Origin of the sequence: Candidatus Marimicrobium litorale, assembly GCF_026262645.1 — a bacterium.
Taxonomy (GTDB): domain Bacteria; phylum Pseudomonadota; class Gammaproteobacteria; order Pseudomonadales; family Halieaceae; genus Marimicrobium; species Marimicrobium litorale.
Map to the genome: position 1 here is coordinate 2,007,422 of NZ_SHNO01000001.1, position 22,490 is coordinate 2,029,911.

The following is a 22,490-nucleotide window of genomic DNA, read 5'->3' on the forward strand; positions in this document are numbered from 1 at the left end:
CCCTCAATGCAGATAAGCGCTTAACGCTTGGCTGACCTGTCCGCGATGTGTCCGCGGAACGTCCGGGTCGACGCAAATTCGCCCAGCTTATGACCCACCATGTCCTCGTTAATCAAGACAGGCACATGTTGACGGCCGTTGTGTACAGCGATCGTCAGGCCAACCATGTCAGGTGACACCATGGATCTGCGCGACCAGGTCTTGATCGGACGGCGATCGTTACTCTCAACAGCGGCCTCGACCTTTTTCATCAGGTGAAGATCGATAAACGGACCTTTTTTTAGTGAACGCGGCACAATATTTTCCTCGAGTCAGTATCCGAATCTATTTCTTACCACGGCGACGCAGGATCAGATTATCCGTGCGCTTGTTCTTACGTGTCTTGTAACCCTTGGCAGGTGTTCCCCAAGGGCTGACGGGGTGACGACCACCAGAAGTACGGCCTTCACCACCACCATGTGGATGGTCTACCGGGTTCATGGCAACACCGCGAACGGTAGGCCGAATACCACGCCAACGAGAAGCACCGGCTTTACCCAATTTACGCAGGTTGTGCTCGGAGTTTGATACCTCTCCCAGGGTTGCTCGGCAATCGGCCAATACCTTTCTCATCTCGCCAGAACGCAATCGCAGTGTCGCGTATTGGCCTTCTCGAGCCACCAGCTGCACCGAAGCACCCGCAGAACGCGCCAACTGCGCACCCTTGCCCGGTTTCAGTTCAATACAATGAACAACAGAACCCACGGGGATGTTGCGCAAAGGCAGGCAGTTACCCGCCTTGATAGGGGCGGACGGACCGGATTGCAGGACCTCCCCAGCTGAAACACCCTTGGGAGCAACGATATAACGTCGCTCACCATCAGCAAACAAAAGTAACGCAATGTGTGCGGTGCGATTGGGGTCGTACTCCAAACGCTCAACCGTGGCTGGAATACCATCCTTGATGCGCTTGAAATCTACTATACGGTAATGATGCTTGTGACCACCGCCTTTGTGGCGGGTGGTAATACGTCCATTATTGTTGCGGCCGCCTGTCTTATTCTGCTTTTCCAGCAGAGGCGCGTACGGCGCTCCCTTGTGCAGCTCGTCATTGACGATCCGAACAACGTGGCGACGACCCGGAGAAGTGGGCTTACTCTTTAAAACTGCCATTTCGCTCCTACTCCTTAATCCGCCACGGCAAAGTCAATATCTTGACCCTGCGCCAATTTCACGTAAGCCTTCTTCCAGGTCGGTCGAATGCTCATGCCATAACGAGTGCGCTTGGATTTACCCTTTACACGAAGGGTATTGACATCCACCACGTCGACTTTAAACAGCTGCTCAACCGCCTTCCTGACCTCTGCCTTGGTCGCATCCACAGCAACCTTGAATACATACTGATTGCTGGTATCCGCGGCAATAGCTGCCTTCTCAGAGGTATGCGGCCCCACCAGCACCTGAAATACGCGCTCCTGGTTCATGCCAGCATCTCCTCAATCTTTTTCACTGCATCGACAGTGACCAATACCTTCTCATGCCCAATCAAGCTCACAGGATCCATACCCTCGACGTCGAGTACGTTCACTTTGTGTAGGTTGCGTGACGCCAGATACAGGTTCTTGCCGACTTCCGCTGAAACGATCAATACATTGTCCAGCCCAAATTCTTCGAGCTGCTTGGCCAACAACTTGGTCTTTGGTTCTTCCAAGTCCAGACTCTCTACTACCATCAGTCGATCCTGACGCGCGAGCTCGGACATAATGGTCTGCATTGCAGCGCGGTACATTTTACGGTTCACTTTCTTGGAGTGATCCTGCGGCCTGGCCGCAAACGTTACACCACCAGAGCGCCAGATCGGGGAGCTGGATGTTCCAGCCCGGGCCCGCCCAGTCCCTTTTTGGCGCCAGGGCTTTTTGCCCCCGCCCCTGACATCGGCACGATTTTTCTGTGCGCGTGTTCCCTGCCTGGCTCCGGCAAGGTGAGCCGTTACGACCTGGTGAACCAGGTCCTCGTTGTACTCCCGAGCAAAAGCATCATCCGAAACAGACACTTTGCCCGCTTCGCTGTTGCCCGGCTTTATTACACTTAATTCCACGTTAGAGACCCCCTAACCTTAAGCTTTAACCGCGGGACGAACGATAACGTCGCCACCGGGAGCGCCAGGCACTGCGCCCTTGATGAGTAACAAATTGCGATCAGTATCTACCCGGACCACTTCGAGTCCCTGGGTGGTTACATTTTCCGCCCCCATGTGGCCGGACATTTTCTTGCCCTTCCAGACGCGACCCGGCGTCTGGCATTGGCCAATGGATCCGGGCGCGCGGTGCGACAACGAGTTACCGTGGGTGGCATCCTGCATGGAGAAATTCCAACGCTTGATAACTCCCTGAAAGCCCTTACCCTTGGACTTGCCGGCTACATCGACTTTCTGACCCGCTTCAAATCGCTCGACTGTCAGTTCAGCACCCACTTCAGGCGCATCCTCGGAATCCGCCAAGCGGAATTCCCACAGACCTGAACCGGCTTCAACGCCCGCTTTTGCAAACTGGCCTGCTTCTGACTTGCTTACCTTAGAGGCTTTACGGCTTCCCGCCGTCACCTGAACTGCGCGATAGCCATCGCTATCAACTTCTTTGATCTGAGTAACGCGGTTTGGAGTGACCTCCACTACGGTTACTGGTATGGAAGCGCCGTCTTCTGTAAAAACGCGCGTCATGCCGGACTTTCGTCCGACTAATCCAATGCTCATTTTTCTAACCTCTCAGTGTACGGGGCTTAACCCTCTATGGCCGTCCTGCTACTTACATTTGCCGGACGTTACACCCCCACTGCCGATTTGGGTCGGGCCCGCTCTGCGGTGGGGACAGGTCAAACTACATATCGCAGTTAACCAAGACTGATCTGTACTTCTACGCCTGCTGCCAGGTCGAGTTTCATCAGCGCATCTACCGTCTTTTCCGTGGGCTCCACAATGTCTAAAAGACGCTTGTGTGTACGAATTTCGTACTGATCACGGGCATCCTTGTTCACGTGAGGCGAAACCAACACGGTAAACTTTTCCTTCCGTGTAGGAAGAGGAATCGGCCCTTTCACCAGTGCCCCTGTGCGGCGCGCTGTTTCGACGATCTCCTGTGTGGAGGAATCGATGAGGCGATGGTCAAAAGCCTTGAGGCGTATACGAATACGTTGATTCTGCACCTGACTAAACTCCAAACGATAAAAAAACCAGAGACCCGCTAGGGAGTCCCCCGAAAAAGGAACGCGAAGTCTAATGATGACCCCCTGCACTGTCAAGGCTGAACATGCATTAAATGTTGGGGAATTGCGCTGCAGATAATCAGGGGTTGTCTTTTGAGTGCTACCGGCTTACTGAACGCCTGTTTGGCCTGCCTCTCCTACCGGGGCGGAAGGCTGCCTATCGGACCCGATGGCGTCAGCCTGCACCTACCGCACCCACTCTGGGGCAGCGACTCCGGCCTGATTCGCTGTCACGCCCAACACGTGGTCGCGATAGCCTCAGCGACCACCCAGCGCAGTGCCAGCGAATCAGAGGGGTTAAATGTGGCCAGCGCACTTGTCGAGCACCCGGACTCACCATAATATTCGCGACAGAGCGAGGTATCGCGATGGCTTGACGTACCGCACTCAAGCACTGACCATAGACGCACAGAAACCACCACAAGAGGTCACGACCATGCGCGAGGAACACGCCACACACTCGATGTTAATGGGCTACGTCCTTTGGATTTTCGGGTTTATCGGTGCTCACCGCTTTTATTTCGGCAAGCAAATCACAGGCGTTATCTGGTTCCTGACCTTCGGACTGTTCTTCATCGGCTGGATCATCGATCTACTCCTGATACCCTCCATGGCGCGGCAAGCCGACACGCGCTTTGAGCCTGGCACGGTGAACTACAGTGTGGCATGGGTATTACTGACCTTTCTCGGGCCACTGGGTCTGCACCGTTTCTATATGGGTAAAATATGGACAGGGCTGCTCTATCTGGCGGCCAGCGGCGTGTTCATTGTCATCCCCTTTGCTGCAGCAATCATTGTTGTCGGGCTGTTGTATGACTTTCTTACCCTCAACGAGCAACTGTCCGATATAAACAGCCGCACGTAGACAGCCGGTGGCTGCGCTTGCCCCCCGACCGGGGGCAGGGTCTGTCCTTTTCACCACCCAATCACCACCTAATGACTACCCAATTGCCACCCAAAAAAAAGCCCAGCTCATTAGCCGGGCTATGCTCTCGAGCAAGACGATTGATTCACGGTGGCATAGTTACTGACTATCCCGCTGCCTCAAACGCCCGGCAATTGCTTACTCGATGATCTTGGCTACCACGCCAGCACCAACAGTGCGGCCACCCTCGCGAATCGCGAAACGCAGGCCCTCTTCCATTGCAATCGGTGCTATCAGCGTCGCTTCCATCTGCACGTTGTCACCAGGCATTACCATCTCAACACCCTCCGGCAACTCAACCGCACCGGTAACATCTGTCGTACGGAAGTAAAACTGTGGACGGTAACCCTTGAAAAACGGCGTGTGACGACCACCCTCGTCCTTCGACAAAATGTAAACCTCTGCCTCAAACTTGGTATGAGGGTTAACACTGCCCGGAACCGCAAGTACCTGGCCACGCTCTACTTCTTCGCGCTTGGTACCACGCAGCAGTACGCCCACGTTCTCACCGGCACGACCCTCGTCCAACAGCTTGCGGAACATCTCGACACCCGTACACGTCGTCGTCTGGGTCTCTTTGATACCGACAATCTCGATCTCTTCGCCTACCTTGATCACTCCACGCTCTACACGACCGGTGACAACCGTACCGCGACCAGAGATAGAGAACACATCTTCAACCGGCATCAGGAACGGCTGGTCTATCGCGCGCTCCGGCTCAGGAATGTAGGAATCCAGCGTCTCAACCAGTTCCTTCACCGCGGAAGTACCCAAACCATTATCGTCCTTGCCTTCCAGCGCCATCAGGGCAGAACCACAGATGATCGGCGTGTCGTCTCCAGGAAACTCATACTGGTCCAGCAGCTCACGCAGCTCCATTTCAACCAGCTCTTTCATCTCAGCGTACTCGTCAGAGTCTGCACCGCCGCAGTCTTCCGCCAGCAGGTCCGCCTTGTTCATAAACACAACAATGTAGGGCACGCCTACCTGGCGTGACAGCAGAATGTGCTCGCGTGTCTGCGGCATAGGACCGTCCGTCGCGCCACACACCAAAATAGCACCGTCCATCTGTGCAGCACCGGTGATCATGTTCTTCACATAGTCGGCGTGTCCCGGGCAGTCTACGTGTGCGTAGTGACGTCCAGGCGACTCATATTCTACGTGTGACGTCGCAATCGTAATGCCACGCTCTTTCTCTTCCGGGGCGTTGTCGATACCGTCAAACTCGACCGCTTCTCCTCCCCATACCTCAGAGCATACGCGCGTCAGCGCCGCCGTCAGCGTCGTTTTACCGTGGTCAACGTGGCCAATCGTACCTACGTTAACGTGGGGTTTTGTACGTTCAAATGTTTCCTTGGACACGTTGGTTTCCTCTTTTCAGTCAGGGATCAGAGCCCTTTTTCGCTTGATGTCATCGAGAACACGACCCCTCTAAAAAAAGGCACCTGGTCCCGCCTGTGTTACCGGTTTTTTGAAATAATTTCTTCAGCGACGTTAGCCGGCGCCTCTGCGTACTTGGAAAATTCCATGGTGTAAGTCGCACGCCCCTGTGTCGCGCTGCGCAGATCTGTTGCGTAGCCAAACATCTCGCCCAAAGGAACCTCGGCTGTTACCACCTTGCCTGAAGGGTTTTCATCCATACCACCAATCAAGCCACGACGACGGTTCAGATCCCCAACCACATCACCCATATTCACTTCAGGCGTGACCACTTCAACCGCCATGACCGGCTCAAGCAACACCGCGCCGCCTTCTTCCGAAAGCCGCCTGGTCGCCAGGCTACCAGCCACCTTGAAAGCCATTTCATTAGAGTCAACATCGTGAAATGAGCCGTCATAGAGAGTCGCTTTCAAGCCAAGCAGCGGGTAGCCGGCGACAACGCCGTTCTTCATCTGCTCCTCGATACCCTTCTGGACAGCGGGAATATACTCCTTGGGCACTGAACCGCCAACAATTTCGTTGACGAACTCAAGGCCCTCGGCAGTTTCATCGTCTGCTGGCTCAAAACGCACCCAGACGTGACCATACTGTCCGCGACCACCCGATTGACGCACGAACTTTCCTTCAATCTCTGCGGTGTTGCGGATTGCTTCCCTGTAAGCCACCTGCGGCTTGCCGATATTGGCTTCGACGCTAAATTCTCGTTTCATTCGATCGACAATGATATCCAGGTGCAATTCGCCCATACCGGAAATGATTGTCTGTCCCGTTTCCTCATCGGTCTTGACCCGAAAGGAGGGGTCTTCCTGCGCCAGTTTTCCAAGCGCAACGCCCATTTTTTCTTGATCCGCCTTGGACCTGGGCTCCACCGCCACAGAAATCACGGGCTCGGGGAACTCCATACGCTCTAGAACAATGGGCCTGTCAGAATCGCAAAGGGTATCGCCGGTCGTAACATCTTTCAAACCAACCGCTGCGGCGATATCACCTGCCAGTACTTCCTTGATTTCTTCGCGGCTATTGGAGTGCATCTGCACCATACGTCCCACGCGTTCTTTTTTCTCTGTTACCGAGTTGAAAATCCCAGTGCCGCTCGTCAGTTTGCCCGAATACACACGGAAGAACGTCAGGGTGCCTACGAAGGGATCAGTAGCAATTTTAAATGCGAGGGCAGCAAAAGGAGCCTCGTCATCCGCCTCACGCGTGTCTGCAGTCTCATCCTTGTCGAGCAGCGTACCCTCAATGGCCTTAACCTCGGTAGGGGACGGCATATACTCTATAACAGCATCCAGCATGGCCTGTACGCCCTTGTTCTTAAAGGCGCTTCCACCCAATACCGGAATAATCTCATTAGCCAGAGTGCGGGCACGAATACCTTGCTTGATCTCGTCTTCGCTCAGCTCACCGTCATCAAGATACTTCTCCATGAGTTCATCGGAGCCCTCGGCCGCCGCCTCCACCATGAATTCGCGCATCTCCTCAACCTGGGCAGCCATCTCTGCGGGCACATCCCGGTACTCAAAAGACATGCCCTGATCGTCTTCATCCCAGATAATAGCTTTGTTCTTGATCAGGTCGACCACACCCTTGAAGTCTTCTTCCGCGCCAATGGCCATTTGCAAAGGTACGGCATTGGCACCAAGACGCTCCTTCAATTGATCTACGACCATATGAAAGTCAGCGCCCGCTCTATCCATCTTGTTGACGAAAACCATGCGAGGAACTTCGTATTTATTAGCCTGCCGCCATACCGTTTCGGTCTGGGGCTGGACGCCGGAGGAGCCGCAAAGAACGACTACTGCCCCATCGAGCACCCGCAGGGAGCGCTCTACTTCAATAGTGAAGTCCACATGGCCTGGCGTATCGATAATATTAATGCGGTGATCTTCAAACTGGGCATTCATACCCTTCCAGAAACAGGTTGTAGCGGCCGAGGTAATGGTTATCCCGCGCTCCTGCTCCTGTTCCATCCAGTCCATAGTGGCAGCGCCATCATGCACTTCACCTATCTTGTGGGACAAACCCGTATAGAAGAGCACGCGTTCAGTCGTGGTAGTTTTGCCCGCATCAACGTGGGCACAGATACCAATATTGCGATACCGACTGATGGGTGTTTTACGCGCCACGTTCTAATCCCCACTAAGGTTATAGGGCGACAATTAGAAGCGGTAGTGAGAGAACGCCTTATTCGCTTCCGCCATACGGTGAACGTCTTCGCGCTTCTTAACCGCATTACCCTTGCCCTGAGACGCATCGATAATTTCGCCGGCGAGGCGCTGACGCATCGATTTTTCACCGCGGTTGCGTGCGTACTCCACTAACCAACGCATAGACAGTGCTATCCGACGGGCGGGGCGTACTTCAACGGGCACCTGATATGTAGCTCCACCGACGCGGCGGGCCTTCACCTCGACCATCGGGGCGATATTTTCCAGGGCTTCATCAAAGGCTTCCAGCGGGTCTTTGTTCAGCTTATCGTGAACAATATCGAGAGCACCGTAAACAATGGTCTCTGCTACCGACTTCTTGCCACTGACCATGACGTGGTTCATGAACTTTGCCAGTGTGACATTGCCATACTTGGGATCCGGCAGGACTTCTCTCTTGGCGACTACTCGTCTTCGAGGCATAGTATTGTTCCTTCTCTCTTCAGGTTATCCGAACACCGACCTGCCACAAAGGCGGGGGAAGCAGGGGTTCAGCCTTACTCACTGTTTAATGTAAGCGCGGTGAAGCGGCTTACTTGGGTCGTTTAGCTCCATACTTGGAACGTCCGTTGCGACGGTCAGAAACACCGGAGGTGTCCAGACTGCCCCGAACGGTATGATAACGCACACCAGGCAGATCCTTCACACGACCACCTCGGATCAAAACCACACTGTGCTCCTGCAGGTTGTGCCCCTCACCACCGATGTACGAGGAAACCTCGTAACCATTGGTCAGTCGAACACGGCAGACTTTTCGCAGCGCAGAGTTCGGCTTCTTGGGTGTCGTCGTGTAGACACGGGTGCACACGCCACGTCGCTGCGGACAGCTCTGAAGAGCAGGCACACCACTTTTCTCTACCTTCCGTTTCCTGGGCTTACGGACCAATTGATTGATCGTTGCCATCTAACAAAAACTCCAAATAAATGATTTATCGTGGCCACTCAAGAGTGCCCATGCCACCAGAACCACGCTTGGCGCACGTTTCCACGCCGAGCGGCCTCCAGAAAATGAAGAGGCGGCATTCTATAGACGCTCGAAATGGGAGTCAACCAGGAAATTCGCTCCGCTCAGGGCGTCCCCGTCGATTAATTGCCAACTTTTAGTACAGGAAATACGTAATTTAGGCTCCCTAAATACCTCACTTTGCTGTACTCTTGCGCCCAAAATTTCTCCCCTGAAACCCGAATGATAGAGATTTCCCATGTCTGACTTAAATCTGTACCGAAATATAGGCATTTTTGCCCACGTGGATGCGGGCAAAACCACTACTACCGAACGTATCCTGAAGCTCACCGGCAAAATCCACAAAACAGGTGAGGTACATGACGGGCAGGCCACCACTGACTTTATGGAACAGGAACAGGAGCGAGGAATCACCATTCAGTCTGCCGCAACCACTTGCTTCTGGAAAGATCACCGCCTGAACATTATCGACACACCCGGGCACGTTGACTTCACGGTCGAAGTGTACCGCTCCCTCAAAGTCCTTGATGGCGGCGTAGGCGTGTTCTGTGGCTCTGGCGGCGTCGAGCCCCAGTCAGAGACCAACTGGCGATATGCCAATGAATCAGAAGTAGCCCGCATTATTTTCGTTAACAAACTGGATCGGGTCGGCGCAGATTTCTATCGCGTCGTAGAACAGGTCAAGGACGTTCTCGCTGCTAATCCATTGGTTATGGTACTCCCCATTGGGCGTGAAGATGACTTCATTGGAGTCGTAGACCTGTTAACCCGAAAGGCCCACGTCTGGCCGGATCCCGGCAATCCAGAAAAATTCGATATCATCGATCCTCCTGAGGACATGCTCGAGGCCGTTGAAGAGTGGCGTGAAAAGCTTATCGAAACTGCCGTTGAGCAGGACGACGATCTCATGGAGCAGTATCTGGACGGCAATGAACCCAGCATCGAGGATATCAAGCGCTGCGTCCGGGAAGGCACCCGAAAGCTGGACTTTTTCCCTACCTACTGCGGCTCTGCATTCAAGGACAAGGGCGTACAAGTCGTTCTGGACGCGGTAGTGGACTACCTGCCCGACCCCACCGAGGTAGATCCCCAGCCCTTGACCGACGAAGCCGGCGAGCCCACTGGTGAGGTGGCTACCGTTTCGCCCGACGAACCACTGCGTATGCTCGCATTCAAGATCATGGATGACCGATTCGGAGCGCTGACCTTCGTGCGCGTATACTCCGGACTACTGAAAAAGGGAGATACAATTCTTAACTCCTTTACCGGGAAAACTGAGCGTATCGGCCGCATGGTAGAAATGCATGCCAATGATCGCAATGAACTGGACAGCGCGCAGGCGGGTGACATTATTGCTATCGTGGGCATGAAAAACGTCCAGACCGGTCATACTCTCTGCGACCCCAAGCACCCCTGCACACTGGAAGCCATGGTATTCCCTGAGCCGGTAATCTCAATCGCCGTAGCGCCAAAGGATAAGGCCGGCGCAGAGAAGATGGGCATCGCGATAGGCAAGATGGTCGCAGAAGACCCCTCGTTCCGGGTTGAGACTGACGAAGACTCCGGTGAGACTATTCTGAAGGGCATGGGTGAGCTCCACCTCGACGTGAAAGTGGATATTCTCAAGCGTACCTACGGCGTAGAACTCGATGTCGGTAAGCCACAGGTGGCTTATCGCGAGACTATCACCGAGGCGATCGAGGACAGCTATACCCATAAGAAGCAAACGGGTGGTTCTGGTCAATTCGGCAAGATCGACTATCGCATCAAGCCCGGTGAATCCGGCTCCGGCTATGTATTTGCATCATCAGTGGTCGGCGGGAACGTACCCAAGGAATTCTTCCCGGCAATCGAGAAGGGCTTTGGCTCCATGATGCAAGAAGGGCCTGTCGCCGGCTTCCCCGTACTGGACGTCGAAATCGAGCTGTACGACGGCGCCTTCCACGCGGTCGACTCCTCAGCAGTAGCCTTCGAACTCGCCGCCAGGGGAGCCTACCGTCAGTCTATGAGCAAGGCGGGGCCCCAGCTGATCGAACCCATAATGAAGGTAGACGTGTTCACTCCGGACGATCACGTGGGTGACGTCATCGGTGACCTGAACCGCCGCCGCGGCATGATTAAGGATCAGGATGCAGGCGCGACCGGCGTACGCATCAAGGCCGACGTGCCTCTGTCAGAGATGTTCGGCTATATAGGCCACCTGCGTACCATGACATCTGGCCGCGGCCAGTTCTCTATGGAGTTTTCGCACTATCTGCCTTGCCCGCAACAGGTTGCAGATGATGTCGTCGCCGAAGTCGAGGAACGCAAGAAGGCGGGATAAACTAAACCTTGTGCAAAAAAGCCGGCACTTCAGCCGGCTTTTTTTTGCCTCGCTTATCGACCGATACCTAATGTAGTCGGTTGGCGCATTGGTGTGGTCAACAAAACAACTCCTCCTGCTCAAAGACTATCGCGACTTCCAGGTGCTAGCCAAATTACCAACGAACAATCGCGCGACCGACGAAACGCCCGGGGCTCGCTCAAGCACGTCACATTGGAAACCAGTGAAAAATCTCTGACTATAAATCCCAAATAAAAAAAAGGCGGTGACCACTGTCACCGCCTTTATGTTCAGGAACGTCCTGCAGATTAATCGTCCGCCATCAGCGCCTCTGTAAGTGCCGCTTCGATCTCCTGTGCCGATACCGTCACTTCGTTTTTGGCATCGCGGTTGCGCTTGCGCTCCGCGTGATAAGCCAGACCGGTACCTGCCGGGATGAGACGTCCGACGACAACGTTTTCCTTCAGGCCGCGCAAGTAATCTCGCTTGCCTGTGACCGCCGCCTCGGTAAGCACCCGGGTGGTTTCCTGGAACGACGCAGCAGAAATGAAGCTCTCCGTTGCGAGTGAAGCCTTTGTAATGCCCAGCAACTCTCGATCGCCGGCAGCCGGAACAAGATTTTCTGCCAGCAGACGCTCGTTCTCTTCCAGCAAGGTCGTGTACTCCACTTGCTCACCCTTTATCAAGGTAGAATCGCCCGATGAGGTGATAACAACCTTGCGCAACATTTGGCGAACAATCACCTCAATGTGCTTATCGTTGATTTTCACGCCCTGCAGACGGTAAACCTCCTGGATTTCATTAACGATATACTTGGCAAGCTCCTCCACTCCTTTCAGGCGCAGAATATCGTGGGGGCTGGGTGCGCCTTCCGATACGACTTCACCCTTCTCCACGTTCTCGCCCTCAAACACCGACATCTGTCGCCACTTGGGAATCAGTGCCTCGTAGTGATCAGAGCCGTCTGGCAGCGGTTTGCCGTCGACAGGCGTAATGACCAGACGACGCTTGCCCTTGGTCTCCTTACCGAAGCTAACCGTGCCCGATATCTCTGCCAGAATTGCGGGCTCCTTCGGCTTTCGAGCCTCGAAAAGGTCAGCAACCCGCGGCAGACCACCTGTGATATCACGGGTCTTGGAACCTTCCTGCGGAATCCGCGCAATAATGTCACCGGCATTGATTTTGGCACCGTCATTCAAGCTCACCTGTGAATCGGCAGGCAGGAAGTAGTGCGCGGGCACGTTGGTGTTCGCCAGGCATAACTCCTTACCTTTGCCATCCACCAAGCTGATGGCGGGGCGTAGGTCCTTGCCCGCAGCAGGGCGTTCAGCTGCATCGATCACAGACGTACTGGTGAGACCCGTCAGGTCATCCGTCTGCCGCTTGATGGTGATGCCCTCTTCCATACCACTGAACTTGGCCGTACCAGCCACCTCGGTGATGATTGGGTGAGTATGAGGATCCCAGTTAGCAACCACTGAACCCTTGGTCACTTTCTGATTGTCCTTTACTTTCAGGATCGCGCCATAGGGCAGCTTGTAGCGCTCACGCTCGCGACCACGTACATCAAGAATAGATAACTCACCAGAGCGGCTAACAGCCACCAGATCGCCATCGGCGCGGTCAACTGTTTTCAGGTTGTGCAGACGAACCGTACCGTCATTCATAATCTCAATATTGTCCTGAGCAGTCGCCCTGGATGCCGCACCACCAATGTGGAAGGTCCGCATGGTTAGCTGTGTGCCGGGTTCGCCGATGGACTGTGCCGCAACAACACCGACAGCCTCACCCATATTGATCTGGTGACCACGCGCCAGGTCACGACCGTAGCAGGTGCTACAAATACCATGGCGAGTTTCACAGGTGATGGGGGAACGAACCTCGACCTCGTCAATACCCATTTCTTCAAGGCGCTTAATCCACAATTCGTCCAGCATTGTGCCCGCGGTGATAGCAATTTCGTCGTCTGTACCCGGGCGAATAACATCTCGCCCCACAATACGACCCAACACCCTGTCACCCAAAGACTCGATGATGTCTCCGCCATCGATAACTGGCGTCATCAACAATCCTCTGTCCGTGCCACAGTCGACCTCGGTGACCACCAGATCCTGAGCAACATCAACCAGGCGTCGCGTCAAATAACCAGAGTTCGCTGTTTTCAACGCTGTATCAGCCAGACCCTTACGAGCTCCGTGAGTAGAGATAAAGTACTGCAGTACGTTCAATCCCTCACGGAAGTTAGCAGTAATCGGCGTCTCAATGATGGAGCCGTCCGGCTTTGCCATCAAGCCACGCATACCCGCCAACTGGCGAATCTGGGCAGGAGAACCCCGTGCACCGGAGTCGGCGTAGACGTAAACAGCATTGAATGATTCCTGCTGCTCTTCCTTGCCATCCCGGTTGACCACTTTTTCGGTAGACAGGCCTTCCATCATAGATTTAGATACGAGATCGTTGGCCCGCGACCAGATATCGATCACCTTGTTGTACTTCTCGCCCTGGGTTACGAGGCCCGCAGCGTACTGATTTTCGATCTCTTTTACTTCGTTCTCGGCGTGATCGATCAGTTCTACCTTTTCCTCCGGAATGACAAAATCATTCACACCAATAGAGGCGCCTGAGCGAGTGGAGTACTCGTAACCGGTATACATCAGCTTATCTGCGAAGATGACAGTAGCTTTGAGGCCTACCATACGATAGCACTGGTTGATGATACGTGAGATGGACTTCTTGGCCATGCTCCGGTTTACCATATCGAAGGCGATTCCCTTGGGTACGATTTCCCAAAGCAAGGCTCGGCCAACGGTAGTATCGCCAATGAAGGTGCGTTCTAAAGTTTCTCCCTCATCCGTTTTCTCGACTTCTTCAATCCGTACTTTCACGCGTGCCTGTAGGTGCACATGCCCGCTGACATAGGCGCGATGAACCTCCGACACATTGGCAAAGACCATGCCCTCACCCTTGGCGTTTACGCGCTCACGGGTCATGTAGTAGAGGCCTAATACCACGTCCTGAGAGGGCACGATGATTGGCTCACCACTGGCAGGAGAGAGAATGTTGTTGGTAGACATCATCAAAGCGCGAGCTTCCAGTTGCGCCTCGATAGTCAAGGGTACATGCACAGCCATCTGGTCGCCGTCAAAATCGGCATTGTAGGCAGCACAAACCAGAGGGTGCAATTGGATCGCCTTACCTTCAATAAGCACTGGCTCAAAAGCCTGAATACCCAAACGGTGCAGGGTCGGGGCTCGGTTCAGGAGAACGGGGTGCTCTCGAATTACTTCCGCCAGGATATCCCAAACTTCGGGCGGCTCGCGCTCGACCATCTTCTTGGCGGCCTTGATAGTAGTCGCCAGACCACGTGCCTCGAGTTTTCCAAAGATGAAGGGCTTAAACAGCTCCAGCGCCATCTTCTTGGGCAAACCACACTGGTGCAATCTCAGGGTGGGACCCACCACGATGACTGAACGGCCGGAGTAGTCTACGCGCTTACCAAGCAAGTTCTGACGGAAACGTCCCTGCTTGCCCTTGATCATGTCGGCCAGAGACTTAAGTGGACGCTTGTTTGAGCCGGTGATCGCGCGACCGCGACGACCATTGTCCAAAAGCGCGTCTACAGATTCCTGCAACATCCGCTTTTCATTGCGCACGATAATGTCCGGCGCATTGAGGTCGAGTAGCCGCTTAAGACGATTGTTGCGGTTGATCACACGACGATAGAGGTCATTGAGGTCCGATGTTGCGAATCGACCGCCGTCCAGCGGCACCAGCGGCCGCAGGTCCGGCGGAAGTACTGGCAGAACATTCAGAACCATCCACTCGGGCTTATTGCCAGAGCCGGCGAAGGCTTCCATCAACTTAAGACGCTTAGACAGCTTCTTGATCTTTGTCTCGGAGTTCGTTTCCGGTATCTCTTCACGAAGACTGCTTATTTCGTCACTAAGTTCCAGCTGCATCATGAGGTCCTGAATCGCCTCGGCGCCCATCTTGGCGGAAAACTCATCGCCGAACTCTTCCATCGCTTCGTAATACTGTTCGTCAGTCAACAGCTGACCCTGCTCCAGAGTCGTCATCCCTGGATCAGTTATCACATAGGATTCGAAGTACAGCACACGCTCAATATCTCGCAGGTTCATATCCAGCAATAAACCAATGCGAGAGGGCAGTGACTTCAGGAACCAGATGTGCGCGACGGGGCTCGCCAGTTCGATATGCCCCATACGTTCACGACGCACTTTAGCCAGTGCAACTTCCACGCCACATTTTTCGCATATAACACCGCGATGCTTGAGGCGCTTGTACTTACCGCACAGACATTCATAGTCTTTTACCGGGCCAAAAATCTTGGCGCAAAACAAACCATCACGCTCTGGCTTGAACGTGCGATAGTTAATCGTCTCCGGCTTCTTTACTTCACCAAACGACCAAGAGCGAATCAATTCCGGCGATGCCAGACCAATCCGGATTGAATCGAATTCATCATTTTGTCCCTGGGACTTCAACAGATTAAGTAAGTCTTTCAAGGCGTACCCTCCACGAGGTTTTTTCTATCAGGCAGAGGCTGGAAAACCCAGCCATCTACCAACGAGTCCAGTATATGTTCTCTAATCGTTCTCGAGATCGATATCGATCGCCAACGAACGTATTTCTTTTACCAATACATTAAAGGACTCGGGCATACCCGGTTCCATTCGATGATCACCGTCGACGATGTTCTTGTACATTTTTGTACGTCCTGCCACATCGTCCGACTTCACCGTGAGCATTTCCTGCAAGGTATGAGCCGCGCCGTAGGCTTCCAGTGCCCAGACTTCCATCTCACCAAAACGCTGACCGCCAAACTGTGCTTTACCACCCAGCGGTTGCTGAGTAACGAGGCTGTATGAGCCAGTTGACCGTGCGTGCATCTTGTCGTCGACAAGGTGGTTCAACTTAAGCATATACATATAGCCCACTGTTACGGGCTGATCGAACGGCTGACCACTGCGACCATCGTGCAATGTAATCTGACCACTTGCTGGCATATCAGCCAGTTCAAGCAGACGCTTGATAGCATCTTCTTCAGCGCCGTCAAAAACCGGGGTCGCCATAGGCACACCAGCAGTCAGGTTTTTGGCAAGCTCCAGCACATCGTCATCCTTGAATGACTTGATGTCCTCAACACGGCCATCGCCATTGTTGTAGATACTCTCAATGAAGCTACGAATTTCAGCGATCTTCGCCTGCTCCTTGATCATAGCGTCGATCTTGTTACCCAAACCCTTGGCAGCCATTCCCAAATGGGTCTCAAGAACCTGACCCACGTTCATACGGGAGGGAACACCCAGCGGGTTCAGCACGATATCAACGGGTTCTCCATTGTCGTCATAAGGCATATCTTCAACAGGCATAATGACGGAGATAACGCCTTTGTTACCGTGACGCCCTGCCATCTTGTCGCCTGGCTGTATGCGACGCTTGATCGCCAGATACACTTTGACAATCTTCAGCACGCCAGGGGCGAGATCGTCGCCGCTCTGCAATTTGGACTTCTTGTCCTCGAAGCGCTCTTCGAGCAGCTTGTTCTGCTCCTCGAGCTGGGTTTGCGCAGAGCTTAAGGCTCCATTCAGTTTGGAGTCGGACAGTTTCAGCTTGAACCACTGTTCACGCTCCAGTTCCGCTAATACTGCAGGAGTCAGTGTGGTGCCTTTGCTCAAACCAGCACCACTCACCGTATCCTTGCCCTTCAGCAAACCGCCCAGATGAGCAAATGTCGCCTCCTCAAGAATGCGATACTCTTCTTTCAAGTCCTTTCGGTACTGATCGAGCTGATGCGTCTCAATCTGCATCGCCCGCGCGTCCTTCTCCAGTCCATCGCGGGTAAACACTTGTACATCGATGACCGTACCCTTGGTGCTGGAGGGCACACGCAGGGAAGTGTCTTTAACATCAGATGCCTTTTCGCCAAATATGGCACGGAGCAATTTTTCCTCTGGCGTCAGCTGCGTTTCACCCTTCGGCGTTACCTTGCCCACCAGAATGTCGCCCGCCTCCACCTCGGCACCAATATAAACAATACCCGATTCGTCCAGCTTACCCAGTGCGCCTTCTCCAACATTGGGAATATCGGAGGAAATTTCCTCCGAGCCCAGCTTGGTATCACGTGCAATACAGGTCAGTTCCTGAATGTGTATGGTGGTGAAACGATCTTCTTTTACAACCCTTTCAGACACCAGGATAGAGTCTTCAAAGTTATATCCATTCCAGGGCATGAACGCGATGCGCATGTTCTGGCCCAGAGCCAGTTCGCCCATATCAATGGAGGGCCCATCTGCCAGAATATCGCCACGTGAAATGGAATCTCCTGCCTTCACGATCGGACGCTGATTGATACAGGTGTTCTGGTTGGAACGGGTGTACTTGGTCAAGTTGTAAATATCTACCGGCGCCTGACCAACTCCCACATCCTTGTCGCTGACGCGCACAACGATGCGACTGGCATCTGCAGAGTCCACGACACCGGAGCGATCCGCCACAACACAAACGCCAGAGTCTGCCGCTACATAGCGCTCCATGCCCGTGCCTACCAGTGGCTTTTCAGCCGTCAGGGTCGGCACAGCCTGGCGCTGCATGTTAGATCCCATCAGCGCCCGGTTTGCATCATCGTGCTCCAAAAAGGGGATCAGGGCCGCAGCCACCGAAACCACCTGCTTGGGAGACACATCCATATAGTCCACATCCACCGGCGACTTCACCGTAAATTCGTTCATATAACGAACGGCGATGAGCTCCTCGGTAAATTTATTATTCTTGTCGATGGGCGCAGAGGCCTGCGCAATCACGTATTCTGCCTCGTTAATTGCCGAGAGAAACTCGATCTCATCGGTGACCTTACCCTTCACCACCTTTCGATAGGGGCTCTCCAAAAAGCCATAGTCATTGGTGCGAGCATAGGTAGCCAGGGAATTGATCAAACCGATGTTCGGACCTTCAGGGGTCTCAATAGGGCAAACGCGCCCGTAGTGTGTCGGATGCACATCGCGCACCTCAAAACCAGCACGCTCGCGAGTCAGACCACCTGGGCCAAGCGCGGAAACGCGACGCTTGTGTGTCACTTCTGACAGTGGGTTGTTTTGATCCATAAACTGCGAAAGCTGGCTGGAACCAAAAAATTCTTTGACCGCCGCAGAAACCGGTTTGGCGTTAATCAGATCCTGTGGCATCAAACCTTCGCTCTCAGCCATGGACAGGCGCTCCTTGACGGCCCGCTCCACTCGAACCAATCCAACACGGAACTGATTTTCGGCCATTTCGCCGACACTTCTGACACGACGGTTGCCCAGGTGATCGATATCGTCAACCATGCCCTGGCCATTGCGTATGCCAACTAGCGTTTGCAACACGTCGACGATGTCTTCCTTGTCGAGGATACCAATACCGGTGACTTCATCACGGCCAAGGCGGCGGTTAAATTTCATCCGTCCAACGGCCGAGAGGTCATAGCGATCGGCTGAGAAAAACAGATTCTGGAACAGATTCTCTGCAGACTCTTTGGTCGGCGGCTCGCCGGGGCGCATCATGCGATAAATTTCTACCAGCGCTTCCAACGCGTTGCTAGTCGAATCCTGTCGCAGGGTGTCAGAAATAAACGGCCCACAGTCAAGCTCGTTGGTATACAGGGTTTCGATCTTTTTCACGCCCAGTTCACCGAGCTTTTCCAACACCTCTTCGGAAAGCTCCGTATTACACTCGACAACGAGCTCACCCGTTTTCTCGTCGATAACGTCCTTAGCCAGAGATCGGCCATAAAGATACTCAACCGGGATTTCAAGCTGTTTGATTTTTGCCGCTTCCAGCTCGCGAATGTGTCGCGCAGTAATACGGCGACCTTGCTCCACGACAACTTTCTTGCCAACGCGAATATCGAAAGCAGCAACGTCTCCACGCAAACGCTCTGGAATCAACGTCATCGAGAAGTTGCCGTTCTTGGCAACGGAAAACTTGTTCGTGTCGTAGAACATCGAAAGAATTTCTTCAGCCTGATAACCCAGCGCACGAAGCAGAATCGTCGCTGGCAACTTGCGGCGGCGGTCAATTCGGACGAATACCAGATCCTTAGGATCGAATTCAAAGTCCAGCCAGGAGCCACGGTAGGGAATTACCCGTGCTGAGTACAAAAGCTTGCCCGACGAGTGAGTCTTGCCCTTATCGTGGTCGAAGAACACTCCAGGGGACCGGTGCAGCTGGGAAACGATCACACGCTCGGTACCGTTAATAACGAAGGTACCATTGTCTGTCATGAGAGGGATTTCTCCCATGTAGACTTCCTGTTCCTTAATGTCCTTAATGGTTTTGTTTGACGACTCCTTGTCGTAAATGATGAGGCGCACCTTTACCCGCAGGGAGCACGAATAAGTTACACCGCGCAACTGACACTCATTGACGTCAAATACTGGTTTACCCAGCTTATAATCTACGTATTCCAGCGCTGCGTTGCCGCTGTAGCTAACGATGGGAAACACGGACTTAAACGCCGCATGCAGCCCGTAGTCGCCGCGCTCTTCCGGCGACAAACCCTGCTGGGTGAACTTTCGGTAAGAATCCATTTGAATCGCAAGCAGGTAAGGAACATCCATTACCTTCGGCAAGACGCCGAAATCCTTGCGTATACGTTTCTTCTCAGTGTATGAGTAAGCCATCAGTACTCCCCAACGTCATGCCTAAAAGGTGTCAGAGCCCTTTTAAGCTATAAATTTATCCTGCACTTCGAGTCTGCGAGATTAAAGAGGCCCTGACCCCACCCATTAACCCGAAAACTCTAATTTTTAAAGCGGGAAAAGGCCGGCGAGCAAAACGCCCACCAGCCTTGTCCATCACCGGCCGAAACCGGATCAATGCGACGTCTACTTAAGTTCAGCGGAGCCGCCAGCTTCTTCAAGCTGCTTCTTGATGTCTTCTGCTTCATCCTTCGTCGCAGCTTCTTTGATCGCCGAAGGCGCGCCGTCGACCAGACCCTTGGCTTCTTTCAAGCCCAGGCCGGTTATAGCACGAACTACCTTGATGACGTTTACTTTCTTCTCGCCCGCTGAGGTGAGAATAACGTCGAACTCGGTCTGCTCTTCGGCGGCACCACCTGCATCACCACCGCCTGCAGCCGGAGCGGCAGCTACAGCAACCGCTGCAGTTACGCCAAATTTTTCTTCCATTGCTTCGATGAGGGATACGATATCCATAACGCTCATCTCGGCGATTGCATCTAAAATTTCGTCTTTGGACAGTGCCATGACTACTATCTCCTGTCTTGCTGATTAACTATTCACCGCAGGGCTTACGCCGCTGCCTCTTTCTGATCGCGTACTGCTGCGAGCGTGCGAACCAGTTTTCCAGGTACTTCGTTCATTGTTTGAACCAGCTTTGTCGCCGGCGCTTTCATAACACTCATCACCATTGAGAGTGCCTGATCGCGCGTTGGCAACTTGGCCAATACATCCAATTGCTCTGCACCCAGCATCTGGCCGCCAACCGCCAATGCCTTTACTTCAAATTCTTCGTTTTGTTTGGCGAAGTCTTTGAATAGTCGAGCTGCTGCGCCCGGATCTTCCATAGAAAATCCAAACAGAGAGGGACCGGCCAATGTGTCACTAACACATTCGTACTCAGTTCCCTCGAGAGCCCGCTTGGCCAAGGTATTCCTCACTACACGGAGGGTAACCTGTGCTTCGCGAGCATCCTTACGCAGAGCCGTCATACCGTCCACGGTTACGCCGCGCGAGTCGGCGATAACCAAGGACAGTGCACTGGTGGCTGTCTCGTTAACTTCAGCTACGATCGCTTTCTTGTCTTCGAGTCCTATTGCCACTGGCATACTCCTGGATTGCTACAATTTAAGGTGCCAAGAACACTATCGACACCCTTACCACTGGTGAACACATTCACCATCTGCGTAGGCTTTGGCTCTACCTTTCGGCTTTGCCGCAATTAAACTGCCCCGACCACCTGCATCGGAACAGCACCTACGGTCTTTGATGGCCTTCAGTAATCAGCGCGTGGGCGTCTCGGCCCAATGCCTCGTCCAAAGACCTCAAAGTGGACCGGGAGGAGCTACCAGTAGGCAACACCGCCGGCCACATGACCCTCCGTCCCTGGAAAGCCTTGAGGAGTCGCCCCTCGTGAGGGCGACCCAATCAAACTTCTACCGACCCCTGGTCGATAACAATGCCCGGCCCCATCGTGGTGCTCAGGCTAATTTTCTTCAGGTACACACCCTTGGCAGCTGCTGGCTTCGCTTTTTTGAGATCAGCGAGCAGTGCTTCGAGGTTGCCCTTAATTGCGCCCGGCTCGAAATCAATCTTGCCGATGCCGCCATGAACGATGCCATTCTTATCGGTCCGGTAACGCACCTGACCTGCTTTGGCGTTGTTGACGGCAGTTTCTACATCGGGGGTTACAGTGCCGGTTTTGGGGTTGGGCATCAGGCCGCGGGGGCCGAGTACCTGACCAAGCTGACCGACAACGCGCATTGCGTCCGGTGAGGCAATAACAACATCAAAGTCCATCATGCCTCCCTTGATCTGTTCCGCCAGATCTTCCATACCGATGAAATCCGCGCCGGCTGCTTTCGCTTTATCGGCCGCCTCACCTTGGGTAAATACAGCTACACGAACGTCCGAACCTGTGCCGTGGGGCAGCGTCGTCGCGCCTCGCACTGCCTGGTCCGACTTCTTTGCATCAATACCCAGATTGACCGCCACTTCGACAGTCTCGTTAAACTTTACCGTTGCCAGTTCCTTGAGCAGGCCAACCGCCTCTTCCAAAGGATAGGCTTTCTCGGCATCTACTTTTTCTTTGAACGCACGTGCGCGCTTGGAGAGCTTAGCCATTTTAGTTTACTCCCTCGACGTCAATACCGGCAGAGCGAGCGCTGCCTGCGATGGTGCGAACAGCTGCATCCATATCTGCCGCTGTCAGATCAGGCCACTTCTGTGTCGCAATGTCTTCCAATTGCGCACGGTTAACCTTGCCAACCTTATTCGTATTCGGCGTCCCCGACCCCTTGCCAATCTTCGCCGCTTTACGCAGCAACACCGACGCGGGCGGCGTCTTCTTGATGAAAGTGAAAGAACGATCACCATAAACTGTAATGACAACAGGAATCGGCAACCCGGGCTCAATGCCCTGCGTTTCAGCATTGAATGCCTTACAGAATTCCATGATATTCACACCGTGCTGACCCAGTGCCGGGCCTACGGGTGGGCTTGGATTTGCCTGACCAGCAGGCACTTGGAGCTTGATATAAGCTTCAACTTTCTTTGCCATGTTGCGGTTCTCCAGGGTTCAAACGCCGTTTCAGCCAAATGACTTACTAGGGCTCCCCATTTAGTGGCGACAGAACGCTGCTCTGCCGCCGAT

The 22,490-nt window shown here is 53.7% G+C and carries 19 protein-coding genes; 3 read left to right on the forward strand and 16 right to left on the reverse strand.

All coding sequences use genetic code 11. The annotated features are described in order from the left end of the window. Positions 1–20: 20 nt before the first annotated feature. The 6 genes from rpsS to rpsJ form a co-directional block, all read right to left on the reverse strand. Entirely contained in the window at positions 21–296 is a 276-nt protein-coding gene (gene rpsS, locus EYC82_RS08995) for a 30S ribosomal protein S19 (RefSeq protein ID WP_279249202.1), read from the reverse strand. A 28-nt stretch (positions 297–324) separates the two neighbouring features. After that, positions 325–1,152: a 50S ribosomal protein L2 gene (gene rplB / locus EYC82_RS09000; protein ID WP_279249203.1), complete on the reverse strand. Its 828-nt coding sequence runs from the start codon at positions 1,150–1,152 to the stop codon at positions 325–327. 14 nt (positions 1,153–1,166) lie between these two features. Further along, on the reverse strand, positions 1,167–1,463 hold the full coding sequence (gene rplW / locus EYC82_RS09005; RefSeq protein ID WP_279249204.1) for a 50S ribosomal protein L23: 297 nt from the start codon (positions 1,461–1,463) through the stop codon (positions 1,167–1,169). After that, the gene (rplD, locus tag EYC82_RS09010) at positions 1,460–2,077 is read right to left on the reverse strand and encodes a 50S ribosomal protein L4 (protein WP_279249205.1); all 618 of its coding nucleotides are present in this window, start codon (positions 2,075–2,077) and stop codon (positions 1,460–1,462) included. The genes rplW and rplD overlap by 4 nt, the downstream gene beginning before the upstream one ends. Positions 2,078–2,095: 18 nt before the next feature. Further along, complete coding sequence (rplC, locus tag EYC82_RS09015) at positions 2,096–2,731, reverse strand: 50S ribosomal protein L3 (RefSeq protein WP_279249206.1); 636 nt, start codon at positions 2,729–2,731, stop codon at positions 2,096–2,098. A 137-nt stretch (positions 2,732–2,868) separates the two neighbouring features. Beyond that, the gene (gene rpsJ / locus EYC82_RS09020) at positions 2,869–3,180 is read right to left on the reverse strand and encodes a 30S ribosomal protein S10 (RefSeq protein WP_279249207.1); all 312 of its coding nucleotides are present in this window, start codon (positions 3,178–3,180) and stop codon (positions 2,869–2,871) included. A gap of 153 nt (positions 3,181–3,333) precedes the next feature. Between rpsJ and EYC82_RS09025 the strand changes: the two genes are divergently transcribed. Continuing rightward, on the forward strand, positions 3,334–3,582 hold the full coding sequence (locus EYC82_RS09025) for a hypothetical protein (RefSeq protein WP_279249208.1): 249 nt from the start codon (positions 3,334–3,336) through the stop codon (positions 3,580–3,582). A gap of 127 nt (positions 3,583–3,709) precedes the next feature. After that, positions 3,710–4,105: a TM2 domain-containing protein gene (locus tag EYC82_RS09030; RefSeq protein WP_279250675.1), complete on the forward strand. Its 396-nt coding sequence runs from the start codon at positions 3,710–3,712 to the stop codon at positions 4,103–4,105. Between the two features lie 198 nt (positions 4,106–4,303). Here EYC82_RS09030 and tuf read toward each other — a convergent pair whose 3' ends face one another. The 4 genes from tuf to rpsL form a co-directional block, all read right to left on the reverse strand. Further along, positions 4,304–5,527: an elongation factor Tu gene (gene tuf / locus EYC82_RS09035; RefSeq protein ID WP_279249209.1), complete on the reverse strand. Its 1,224-nt coding sequence runs from the start codon at positions 5,525–5,527 to the stop codon at positions 4,304–4,306. 98 nt (positions 5,528–5,625) lie between these two features. Then, entirely contained in the window at positions 5,626–7,731 is a 2,106-nt protein-coding gene (fusA, locus tag EYC82_RS09040) for an elongation factor G (RefSeq protein WP_279249210.1), read from the reverse strand. 33 nt (positions 7,732–7,764) lie between these two features. After that, entirely contained in the window at positions 7,765–8,235 is a 471-nt protein-coding gene (gene rpsG / locus EYC82_RS09045) for a 30S ribosomal protein S7 (RefSeq protein ID WP_279249211.1), read from the reverse strand. 109 nt (positions 8,236–8,344) lie between these two features. After that, positions 8,345–8,716, reverse strand: coding sequence for a 30S ribosomal protein S12 (gene rpsL / locus EYC82_RS09050; RefSeq protein WP_279249212.1), 372 nt, complete (start codon positions 8,714–8,716; stop codon positions 8,345–8,347). A gap of 298 nt (positions 8,717–9,014) precedes the next feature. On the opposite strand from rpsL, the gene fusA (EYC82_RS09055) reads away from it, so the two are divergent. Further along, a complete protein-coding gene (gene fusA, locus EYC82_RS09055) occupies positions 9,015–11,099 on the forward strand; it encodes an elongation factor G (RefSeq protein WP_279249213.1) in 2,085 nt (694 codons plus the stop codon). 308 nt (positions 11,100–11,407) lie between these two features. On the opposite strand, the gene rpoC is transcribed toward fusA (EYC82_RS09055), so the two are convergent. The 6 genes from rpoC to rplK form a co-directional block, all read right to left on the reverse strand. Next, complete coding sequence (gene rpoC, locus EYC82_RS09060; RefSeq protein ID WP_279249214.1) at positions 11,408–15,625, reverse strand: DNA-directed RNA polymerase subunit beta'; 4,218 nt, start codon at positions 15,623–15,625, stop codon at positions 11,408–11,410. A gap of 81 nt (positions 15,626–15,706) precedes the next feature. After that, the gene (gene rpoB, locus EYC82_RS09065) at positions 15,707–19,780 is read right to left on the reverse strand and encodes a DNA-directed RNA polymerase subunit beta (protein ID WP_279249215.1); all 4,074 of its coding nucleotides are present in this window, start codon (positions 19,778–19,780) and stop codon (positions 15,707–15,709) included. A 204-nt stretch (positions 19,781–19,984) separates the two neighbouring features. After that, a complete protein-coding gene (gene rplL / locus EYC82_RS09070) occupies positions 19,985–20,365 on the reverse strand; it encodes a 50S ribosomal protein L7/L12 (protein WP_279249216.1) in 381 nt (126 codons plus the stop codon). A 44-nt stretch (positions 20,366–20,409) separates the two neighbouring features. Continuing rightward, positions 20,410–20,940, reverse strand: a complete 531-nt coding sequence (gene rplJ, locus EYC82_RS09075) for a 50S ribosomal protein L10 (protein ID WP_279249217.1) — start codon at positions 20,938–20,940, stop codon at positions 20,410–20,412. A gap of 325 nt (positions 20,941–21,265) precedes the next feature. After that, on the reverse strand, positions 21,266–21,961 hold the full coding sequence (gene rplA, locus EYC82_RS09080; protein ID WP_279249218.1) for a 50S ribosomal protein L1: 696 nt from the start codon (positions 21,959–21,961) through the stop codon (positions 21,266–21,268). 1 nt (position 21,962) lies between these two features. Continuing rightward, a complete protein-coding gene (rplK, locus tag EYC82_RS09085) occupies positions 21,963–22,397 on the reverse strand; it encodes a 50S ribosomal protein L11 (RefSeq protein ID WP_279249219.1) in 435 nt (144 codons plus the stop codon). Positions 22,398–22,490 lie beyond the last annotated feature (93 nt).